Origin of the sequence: Isoptericola sp. NPDC019482, from assembly GCF_040632295.1 — a bacterium.
Taxonomy (GTDB): domain Bacteria; phylum Actinomycetota; class Actinomycetes; order Actinomycetales; family Cellulomonadaceae; genus Isoptericola.
Genome location: NZ_JBEYBQ010000044.1, coordinates 20,463 through 30,028 on the forward strand (window position 1 = coordinate 20,463; position 9,566 = coordinate 30,028).

Below are 9,566 nucleotides of genomic sequence, written 5' to 3' on the forward strand. Positions count from 1 at the left end.
GGTCGCCGAGATGGAGAGGGGGCGGACCGAAGCCGGCTTCGGTCCGTCCCCTCTCTCTCGGGTCTGGCTTCTCTATCTCGGCGGGTCCTCGCGGAGGACGAGGACCTCGGTGGGCCCCAGGCGGAGCGTCTCGCCCGCCTCGATCCGGCGGCCGGTGAGCAGGTCGGTGCCGGAGGCGTGGGCGGCGACGTCGACGGCCTCGGTCGCATGGTTCAGCACGAAGGCGAACCGGCCGCCGCCGTTCTCGCGGACGGCGAGCTCGACGTCGTCGGCGTCGGCGTAGGGACCCACGAGCCCGTGCCGGTCGAGGACGCGGCGCACCACCCAGTCCGTGCCGGCGGCGTCGAGCGCCGTCGCGACGTACCAGGCCTCGCCGCCGTCCTCGCTGCCGTCGCGACCACCTGGCCGGTGGCGCGTCACCGCGGGCGTGCCGGCGTAGAACTCGGCGCCGTAGGTGCCGACCACCTCCGCACCCTGCGGCACGAGGATCTCGAACACGAGCGCGGCGTCCGAGACGACGGCGTCGCCCGCGCCGTCCTTGAGGTTCACGGGGTTGGCGACGCCCGGCTCGGCCGAGTCCGTCTCCTCCACGCGCACGCCGAACAGCCGGCCGAGCGGGCCGGGGGCGTCCATGAGGAAGGCGTTCGCGTCCTCGTCCGCGCGACCGGACCAGTAGGACGCCAGCACCGAGCCGCCGCGCGCGACGACGCCCTCCAGCCGGCCCGCGACGTCGCCCTTGAGCACGTGCAGCATGGGCGCGAGCACGACGTCGTACCGCGACAGGTCCGCGGTGACCGGGACGACGTCGACCTGCGCGCCCGCCTGCCACAGCGCGCGGTAGTACGCGAGCACGGTGTCGACGTAGCGCGCGTGCCGGTTGAAGCCGTCCGTCATCTCCGCGGCCCACCAGGAGTCCCAGTCGAAGAGCAGGGCCACGCGGGCGGGCGTGCGCGCGCCGAGGACGGCGTCGCCGAGCGCGTCGAGCTCCGCCCCGAGCGCCGCGACCTCCCGGAACGCGCGGGTGTCGGTGCGACCGGCGTGGTCGAGGACGGCGCCGTGGTACTTCTCGCACGCCCCCTTCGACTGCCGCATCTGGAAGTACAGGACGGCGTCCGCGCCGTGCGCCACCGCCTGCCACGACCACAGCCGCAGCACGCCCGGCCGCTTCACCGGGTTGACGTCGCGCGACGCGGTGATGGTCGGCGTCTGCTCCATCACCCAGAACGGCGCGCCGCCCTTCAGCCCGCGCATGACGTCGTGGGCCAGGGCCATCCGGGCGTGCTCCCGCTGCCCGGGCGGGTAGTTGTCCCAGGAGGCGAAGTCCAGGTCGTCGGCCCACCGGTGGTAGTCGATCGGCCGGAACATGCCCATGAAGTTGGTGGTCACGGGCGTGGTGGTGTCGTGCTCGCGGATTCGCGCCTTCTCGTCGCGGAAGTTCGCGAGCATCGCGTCGGACATGAACCGCCGGTAGTCGAGCGTGATGCCCTGGAAGGCGGTGTGGTCCGGCCCGCGCCAGTGCTCGCTGAGCATGTTGGGCGGCACGACCTGCTCCCAGTCGGTGAACGTGTGCGACCAGAACGCCGCGTTCCAGGCGTCGTTCAGCCGGTCGAGGGTGCCGTACCGCTCACGCAGCCAGATCCGGAAGCCCGCCGCGCACAGGTCGCACCAGCAGCCGCCGTCGAACCCGCCGTACTCGTTGCCCACGTGCCACGCGACCAGGCCGGGCGTGCCCGCGTACCGCTCGGCGAGACGCCCCGCGAGCTCCGCGGACAGCCGCCGGTACACCGGCGAGCTGGGGCACGCGTTGTGCCGCTGCCCGTACACGTGCCGCCGGCCCTGGAAGTCGGTGCGCTCCACCTCGGGGTGGCGGTGCGCGAGCCACGGCGGCAGCGCGCCGGTCGACGTCGCGAGCACGACGTCGCGGCCCGCGGCCACGGTGCGCTCGACGACCGCGTCGAGCAGCGCGAAGTCGTACGTGTCCTCGTCGGGCTGCAGCGTCGCCCAGGAGAAGACGTTGAGCGTCACCGTGTCGATCGACGCCAGGTCGAACGCGGCATGGTCGGCCTCCCACACCTCCCGCGGCCACTGCTCGGGGTTGTAGTCGCCGCCGTAGCGGACCTTGCGACCGGCGGGCAGGTGGGCGGGCATACGGGTGATCCTCCAGGTCGGGGCGGGTCGAAGTGCCGGGCGAGGGTCAGGCGACGAAGCGCTCGCGGACGTCGTCGAGCACGGGCTGCGCGACGCGCAGCAGGAAGGCGAGCCACGCGACCGCGACCAGGGCGAGCACCAGCTCGCCCGCCAGCCACACCACGCCGCCGGCCACGACGACGAGGGCGAGCAGGCCGACCGTCACGCCCGGCCGCCGGCCGAGGTAGTACACGGACAGCCGGGCCACGTCGCGGGCCCGGAAGGAGAACAGCGACGCGAGGAGCAGCGCCTGCACCGCCCAGAGCAGCACGACGAGACCCACCACGCCCAGCACGACGGCGTAGGCCACGGAGATCCCGGCGGCCCCGCGGTGCACGACCGACGTGAGGACGACGCCGAGCACCGCCATCGCCGGCACCCACAGGCGCAGCGCGTCGAGCCAGCTCAGCCGCAGGCCGCGCACGAACGTGCGGCCCGGCACGGGCTCGTCGGCGCCCGCCCGCGCGTGCAGCGCGAAGATCCCCGCGGCCAGGAACGGCGCCGCGGGGACCAGGCACAGCGGCACGAGCAGCGCGTTGCCCGTGGACCGGTCCAGGAGCGCGAGCAGCACCAGCGACGGCACGCAGCCCAGGGCGACGAGCACTCCCACCACGAGGTACCAGTAGACCCGCGCCGTGACCCGGCCCAGCACGCCCTCCCCGAACTCGCGGGGCGCGCCGGCTGCGGTCGCCATCAGGACGCCCCTCCGTCGCGACCGTGCCCGCGCCCGAGGATGCGCGCGTCGTCGAGCCACGACGGCGTCTCGTCCCGCACCGGGTCGATCTCCAGGAGCGTCACCTCGTGCCGGGCCAGCGTGAGGGCGAGGTCGACGCGGCCGCCCGCCACCTCGAGCGACGTGTGCGAGCGGCCCGGCACGGACGCTTCGTGCAGCAGGTCGAGCTGCCGCGCCGTCGGCGACGCCGGCCGGCCCAGGTGGCGCCACGCGGCGAGCGCGTTGCCCTCGTCCTCGTTCACCCGCGACCGGTGCACCGACACGCGGCGCGCCGTCGCGTCGCCCACGGGCAGGCTCAGCCGCAGCTCGTGGCGGTCCGGCTCGTCGGCGTCCGCCGTGCCGCCCACCGGCTGCCAGGCCAGCACGGTCACGCGGCCGTCGTCGTCGCGCGTCACGAGGTGGTCAGGGCCGCGGTGCAGCACCTGGGTGCCCATCCGTGCCATGAACGCGTAGAGGTGGAACACCGGCTTGCGCAGCTGCCGGTGCCCGAGCATCCCGAAGCCGCCGTGAAAGACGGACGTCGGGATGCCGACCTCCTCGAAGACGTCGCAGAACGTCCAGTAGGAGAAGGAGTCCACCAGGTCGCCGCCCTCGGAGAGCACCGGCGCCAGCGACGCCGCCTGGTAGGCGGTGTCGTGCACCGGGTTGTCCGGGCGGTAGCTCGTGGAGAACTCCGTGACGTGGGCGGGCAGGCCCTCCAGCCGGGTGCCGGCCAACAGCTTCGCCGGGGTCGCGAACTGGTCCAGCAGGTTCCGCGGATGGCGCAGCGTCTGGTAGGTGCCGAACGGCACCTCCTGCGCGGGCCCGGTCGTGTAGGCGTGGAACGACACGAAGTCCACCGGCACGTCCCGGCGCTCGACGAACTCCGCGAACGGCTCCCACCACTCGTCCGCGCCGGGCGAGATCGCCGGACCGCCCACCTGCAGCCCGGCGTCGACCTCCTTCACCGCCGCCGCGGTGACCTCGTAGAGCCGGAGGTAGGCCTCCTGCGACGCCCCCTCCCAGAAGACGTCGAGGTTCGGCTCGTTCCACACCTCGATCGGCCAGCGCCGCACCTCCTCGAGGCCGTAGCGGTCGATCGCGTGCCGGACGACGGCCTGCACGAGCGCCGCCCACTCGCGGTGGTCGCGCGGCGGCGTGACGTTGCCCTTCCACCAGAAGATCGTCTGGTCCCCCGACGCGAGCGCCGACGGCATGAACCCCAGTTCGAGGAACGGCCGGATGCCCTGCGCGAGCCACGCGTCGAGGACCTGGTCGGCGTAGGTGAAGGCGTACCGGGTGCCGCGGTGGCCCGCCGCGTCGTAGGGGCGGTGGATGCCGACGTCGTCGGACAGCAGGCCGTGGCCCCGGACGTACCGGAACCCGATCTCCCGCTGCACCACCGCGAGCGAGTCCTGGTAGTCCTGGCGCAGCGCGAGGTTGAGGCGGCCGGTGCCGACGCACTGCCGCCACGCGTCCGGGAGCGTGCCGACGGGCTCGGCGGGGACGACGGTGAGGCTCACGGGTGATGCTCCAGGGGTCCGGTGGTGCTGGTGCGGGACGACGGCGTCGCCGCCTGCCGGACGGCAGGCGGCGACGCGTCGGGGTCAGCCCTGGCGCTCCAGGGCGGTGTTCATCGTGTCGACGAACTGCGTCGCCCCGAGACCCTCGATCTCGGCGACGTACGCGTCCCAGTCGTCGAGCGAGCGCTGGCCGGTGATGAACGCGGCGGTCGCGGCCTGGACGGCGTCCTTGAGCTGGGTGTCCAGCAGCGCGTTCTGCTCGAGCTCCATCTCGTTCAGGCGGGCGGCCGGGGCCACCGGCAGCGCCTCCTTGGCGTCGAGCACGGCCCGCGTCCACTCCTTGACCTCGTCCGACATCACGGACTCGAGCAGCTCCTGCGACGAGCCGTTCGCGAGCAGGAACACGCCGTTGCTGTACCCGAAGTCCGTGTTGAGCATCTTCGGCGCGTCCGGGTTGATCGCGTTCCAGCCGATGTCGTCGTTGAGGGTGCGCGCGCCGTCGGAGCCCTTCGCGTAGGTCTCGCCGTCGACGCCCCACTGGGCGAACTCGATGCCCTCGTCGGAGTAGTACTGCCAGTCCACGTACTGCAGCAGCGCCTTGAAGTGGGGCTGCTCCGCCGCGTCGGCGGAGATCATCAGGCCCGAGGACAGCCGGCTCGCCGCCAGGTTGCTGCCGGCGGGCCCGCCCGGGATCGTCAGCAGGCGCGTCGTGATGTCCTTGTCCGCGTCGGCGATCGCGGTGCGGTACGCCGTGATCTCCTGGGTGTTGCTGGAGACGGCGGCCGACTTCCCGGACACGAACTTCTGCCGCGCCTGGTCGTCCGACTGCGTGATCTCCGGGTCCATGACGCCGGAGTCGACCCAGCCGTGCACGGTGGTCAGGAGCTCGCGGTACGCGTCGCTGGTGCCGTTGAAGACGTACTTGCCGGAGTCGGCGTCGTACCAGGCGTTGTTGTAGCCCCAGCCGCCCGCGGCGGCGAAGTTCGGGCCCATGACGTTGAGCAGCGCGCCCGTGATGGTCACGTCGGTCCACCGGTCGGAGAACGCGTGGTCCAGGCCGGGGTTGGCCTCCTGGACCTTCTTCAGGTCCTCGCCGAACTCCTCCCAGGTGGCCGGGTCCTCGGTGATCCCGGCCTTCTTCCACATGTCGTCGTTGATCATCACCGAGTACTGGACGTCCGGGATCTCGCGGATGCCCGGCAGGATGTAGTACTTGCCGTCGTCCTGGCGCAGGTTCTCGATCTCCTCCTGCAGCCCCCAGTCCTCGATCTTCTTGCTGTAGTTCGGCATGTACTCGAGGTAGTCGGACACCGGCAGGAGCGCCCCGCCGGAGACGAACTGGGTCTCCTGGCCCGGGTAGGTGACGGGCATGAGCTCCGACGACTCGCCCGAGCCGATGAGCAGCGCCTTCTTCTGGTCCCAGTCGGCGAGCGGGATGTCCGTGCGGGTGAACGTGACGTTGTGGTCGGCCTCGAGGTGCTGGAACACCGACCAGTCGTCCTTCACCGGGTAGTTCGGGTGGTCGCGGTACATCAGCGAGAGGTCGATCGGCTCCGTCGCCTTGAACGTCGTGCCGGCGGCGAAGTCCTCCATCGCACCGACCGAGTGCTCGGCGTCGATGGTGACGCCGGCCCCCTGGGTCCCGGTGTCACCGCCGTCCTCGCCCGTGTCCCCTCCGCTGCTGCAGGCGGCCAGGCCCAGTGCCAGCGTGGTCAGCGACGCGGCCGCCACGGCCGCCCGCTTCCGGGTGTTCCTCATGTCTTCTCCTTGGTGACGAGCGCCTTCGCTCACGAGCGGATGGGAATGGTGTTCTCGGCCGGCCCGGCCCGTCAGCCCTTGACGGAGCCGAGCATGACGCCGGAGACGAAGTACCTCTGGATGAAGGGGTAGAAGCAGACGATCGGCAGCACCGTGAGCAGCATCGTCACGGACTGGATGTTGGCGCCGATCTGCACCACCTCCTGGCCGCCCATCCCCGCCGCCGGGTTGGAGGCCGCGGCGATGAGGTTGCGCAGGTAGACGGTGACGGGGAACAGCTCCTTCTGGTCCAGGTACAGGAAGGCGCTGAACCACGAGTTCCACATGCTCACGGCGTAGAACAGCGTCATGGTGGCCAGCACCGCCTTGGACAGTGGCAGCACGATGCGGAAGAAGATCCCGTACGTCGTGAGGCCGTCGATCGCGGCCGCCTCCTCGAGGTCGTTCGGGAAGTTCTCGAAGAACGACTTCATGACCAGGAGGTTGAACACCGAGATGGCACCGGGCAGCACGATCGCCCAGAGGGTGTTCCGCATGTGCAGCACGTCCGCGACGAGGATGTAGTTCGGGATCAGGCCGCCGCTGAAGAACATCGTGAAGACGGCGATCCCGATGAAGAACGTCCGGCCCTTGAGGTGCCGCCGGCTCAGCGCGTAGGCGTACGGGGTGGTGAGCGCCATCGAGATGAACGTGCCCACCACGGTGTACACCACCGTGTTCTTGTAGTTCAGCCAGAACATGGCGTCACCCATGACGACGTCGAACGTCTGCACGTTGAAGCCGCGCGGGATCAGGTTCACCTCGCCCGCGGCGATGTACCCCTCGGACGAGAACGCCTTCGCCACGAGGTTGACGAACGGGTACAGCGTCACGGCGCAGACGATCAGCAGGGCGACGGCGTTGGCCACCTTGAACGTCCGGTACGCGGGGGTGTCCTTGACCGTCGTCGGCTCGGAGCGGACGGCGGCGAGGTCGGGAGTCGTGTCGGTCACCACAGGGAAGCTCCCACCAGACGGCGCGACGCGAAGTTCGCGGAGAGGACGAGGGCCAGGCCGATCAGCGCCTCGAAGAGACCGATCGCCGTGCCGTACGAGAACTGCGCCGACTGGATGCCCACCCGGTAGAGATAGGTCGAGATGACGTCGCCGGTCGCGTAGACCAGCGGGTTCTGCAGCAGCAGGACCTTCTCGAAGCCGACCGCCATGAAGGAGCCGATGTTGAGGATGAGCAGCACCATCATCGTGGGGCGGATGCCCGGCAGGGTGATGTGCCACGTCTGCTGCCAGCGGTTCGCACCGTCGATACGGGCCGCCTCGTAGAGCTGGTCGTCGACCGTCGTCAGGGCGGCGAGGTAGAGGATCGTGCCCCACCCGACGGTCTGCCAGACCTCCGAGCTCACGTAGATCGTGCGGAACCAGTCGGGCTGCTGCATGAACGCGATCGCGTCGCCGCCGAACGCCTCCACGACCTGGTTCACCGTGCCGCTCACCGCGGTCAGCTGGAGCACGAGGCCCGCGACGATGACGATCGACATGAAGTGCGGCAGGTAGGAGATCGTCTGCACGATCTTCTTGAAGCGCCGGGAGCGCAGCTCGTTGAGCATGAGGGCCAGCACGATCGGCAGCGGGAAGCAGATCGCCAGCGTCAGCAGGCCCAGGATCACGGTGTTCCAGAACACCTGCCAGAACTGCTGGTTGTGGATGAACATCTCGAAGTAGTAGAAGCCGACCCACTCGTCGCCCAGCGGGTTGCCGCCGGGGCGGAACCGGCGGAACGCGATGACGTTCCCGATCATCGGCACGTACTTGAAGATCAGGAAGAACAGCACCGGCAGGACGACGAACGAGTACAGCCGCCAGTCCTTGCGCAGCGCCCGGCGCCACGTGGTGCGCCCGCGCCCCGGCCGCCGCGGCTGCTCCCGCGGTGGTGATGACGACGGTGCGTCGTCGATCGGTGGGACGGTCGTCACCATCCCTGCGGCCTGCGCCATGGATCCCCCAGCCGTCACGTCGTCGTGCGGTCCGTCGGTCGCAACCTCGCGCCGACCATCCGAAACTTTCGCCATTGAAAACGTTCTCCAACTGCGCCCGAGAGTAGGGGGACGTTTCGGTGATGGTCAAGCACCCGGCCGATCACGGTCTGATCACGGCGCCTGGGGACGTCGAGAGCATGCCCGACGTCGTGTACGGTCGAGCCGAAACTTGCGGACGGTCGCACGGAACACCCAGCGACACCGCACCAGGACGGGACGGACGATGAGCACCCCCACCCCGCAGGGCCCCGCGCCGACGATCGCCGAGATCGCTCGGGAGCTCGGCGTGTCCACCCCCACGGTGTCGAAGGTGCTGAACGGCCGCACGGACGTCGCGCCGGCCACCCGCGACAGGGTGGAGGCCGCGCTGGAGCGGCACCGTTACCGCCGCCGCCGCGCCGCGACTCCCCCGGTCGGCGCGGGGCTCGTGGACCTCGTCTTCCACCGGGTCGGCTCGGCCTGGTCCACGGAGATCATCCGGGGCGTGGAGGACGCCGCCGCGGCCGCCGGCGTGAGCGTCATCCTGTCCGAGCTGGGCGGTGAGCACCGCCCGCCGGCCACCTGGCTCGAGACGACGCTCTCCCGCCCGCCGCTGGGGGTACTGCTCGTCGCGGCCAGCCTCAGCGCGTCGCAGCGGCCCCGCCTCACGACGCGCGGCATCCCGTACGTCGTCATCGACACGGACGGCGAGCCGCCGCCGGACGTGCCGACGGTCGGGTCGGACAACTGGAGTGGGGGGCTCGCGGCGACGCGGCACCTCATCGAGCTGGGGCACCGGCGCATCGCCGCCATCTCGGGGCCCGGCAACATGCTGTGCGCCCGCGCGCGCCTCGACGGCTACCGCACGGCGCTCGAGGAGGCCGGGATCGGCTTCGACCCCGACCTCGTGCGGTCGGGCAACTTCGAGGTGGAGTCCGGCTACCGCTCCGGCAGCGAGCTGCTGGACCTGCCCGAGCGGCCCACCGCCGTCTTCGCCGGGTCGGACATGCAGGGCATCGGGCTGCTGCGGGCGGCGCAGCAGCGGGGCCTCTCCGTGCCCGACGACCTGTCCGTCGTCGGGTACGACGACCTGCCCCTGGCGACCTGGACCGCGCCCGCGCTGACCACCGTCCGCCAGCCGCTGCTCGAGATGGCGACCACCGCCACCCGCCTGCTGCTCGACCTCGCCCGCGGCGAGACGCCGATGGCCCGCCGGGTCAACCTCGCCACCGCGCTCGTGGTGCGGGAGTCCACCGCTCCCCCGCCCCCCGCGAGATAGAGAACCCCCCTCGCCGAGATGGAGAAGCGAGACCCGCGAGACAGAGAGGGGACGGGCCGAAGCCGGCTTCGGCCCGTTCCCTCTCTGTCTCGCGGG

Annotated in this window: 7 protein-coding genes; 1 reads left to right on the forward strand and 6 read right to left on the reverse strand. The window is 71.2% G+C overall.

Going from position 1 to position 9,566, the window contains the following annotated elements; genetic code table 11:
- Nucleotides 1–72: 72 nt before the first annotated feature.
- The 6 genes from ABZ493_RS19705 to ABZ493_RS19730 all read right to left on the reverse strand — a co-directional run bounded on the left by ABZ493_RS19705 (nucleotide 73) and on the right by ABZ493_RS19730 (nucleotide 8,152).
- Entirely contained in the window at nucleotides 73–2,148 is a 2,076-nt protein-coding gene (locus ABZ493_RS19705) for a beta-galactosidase (protein WP_430583825.1), read from the reverse strand.
- Nucleotides 2,149–2,194: 46 nt separating this feature from the next.
- Complete coding sequence (locus ABZ493_RS19710; protein WP_430583826.1) at nucleotides 2,195–2,881, reverse strand: glycosyltransferase; 687 nt, start codon at nucleotides 2,879–2,881, stop codon at nucleotides 2,195–2,197.
- Nucleotides 2,881–4,422: a xylan 1,4-beta-xylosidase gene (locus ABZ493_RS19715; RefSeq protein ID WP_430583827.1), complete on the reverse strand. Its 1,542-nt coding sequence runs from the start codon at nucleotides 4,420–4,422 to the stop codon at nucleotides 2,881–2,883. Before ABZ493_RS19715 ends, ABZ493_RS19710 begins: the two co-directional genes overlap by 1 nt.
- Before the next feature lie 84 nt (nucleotides 4,423–4,506).
- Entirely contained in the window at nucleotides 4,507–6,180 is a 1,674-nt protein-coding gene (locus tag ABZ493_RS19720; protein WP_430583828.1) for a sugar ABC transporter substrate-binding protein, read from the reverse strand.
- 71 nt (nucleotides 6,181–6,251) lie between these two features.
- Nucleotides 6,252–7,175: a carbohydrate ABC transporter permease gene (locus tag ABZ493_RS19725; protein WP_430583829.1), complete on the reverse strand. Its 924-nt coding sequence runs from the start codon at nucleotides 7,173–7,175 to the stop codon at nucleotides 6,252–6,254.
- Nucleotides 7,169–8,152 (reverse strand): ABC transporter permease subunit, encoded by a 984-nt coding sequence (locus ABZ493_RS19730; protein ID WP_430583832.1) that lies wholly within the window; start codon nucleotides 8,150–8,152, stop codon nucleotides 7,169–7,171. The genes ABZ493_RS19725 and ABZ493_RS19730 overlap by 7 nt, the downstream gene beginning before the upstream one ends.
- 283 nt (nucleotides 8,153–8,435) lie before the next feature.
- Here ABZ493_RS19730 and ABZ493_RS19735 point away from each other — a divergent pair, with 283 nt between their 5' ends.
- On the forward strand, nucleotides 8,436–9,470 hold the full coding sequence (locus ABZ493_RS19735) for a LacI family DNA-binding transcriptional regulator (protein WP_430583830.1): 1,035 nt from the start codon (nucleotides 8,436–8,438) through the stop codon (nucleotides 9,468–9,470).
- Nucleotides 9,471–9,566 lie beyond the last annotated feature (96 nt).

What these genes read in the sequence shown, in the direction of transcription:
- ABZ493_RS19705 (WP_430583825.1), bottom strand. Translation starts at nt 2,148, where the DNA reads ATGCCCGCCCACCTGCCCGCCGGTCGCAAGGTCCGCTACGGCGGCGAC.
- ABZ493_RS19710 (WP_430583826.1), bottom strand. Translation starts at nt 2,881, where the DNA reads ATGGCGACCGCAGCCGGCGCGCCCCGCGAGTTCGGGGAGGGCGTGCTG.
- ABZ493_RS19720 (WP_430583828.1), bottom strand. Translation starts at nt 6,180, where the DNA reads ATGAGGAACACCCGGAAGCGGGCGGCCGTGGCGGCCGCGTCGCTGACC.
- ABZ493_RS19730 (WP_430583832.1), bottom strand. Translation starts at nt 8,152, where the DNA reads ATGGTGACGACCGTCCCACCGATCGACGACGCACCGTCGTCATCACCA.
- ABZ493_RS19735 (WP_430583830.1), top strand. Translation starts at nt 8,436, where the DNA reads ATGAGCACCCCCACCCCGCAGGGCCCCGCGCCGACGATCGCCGAGATC.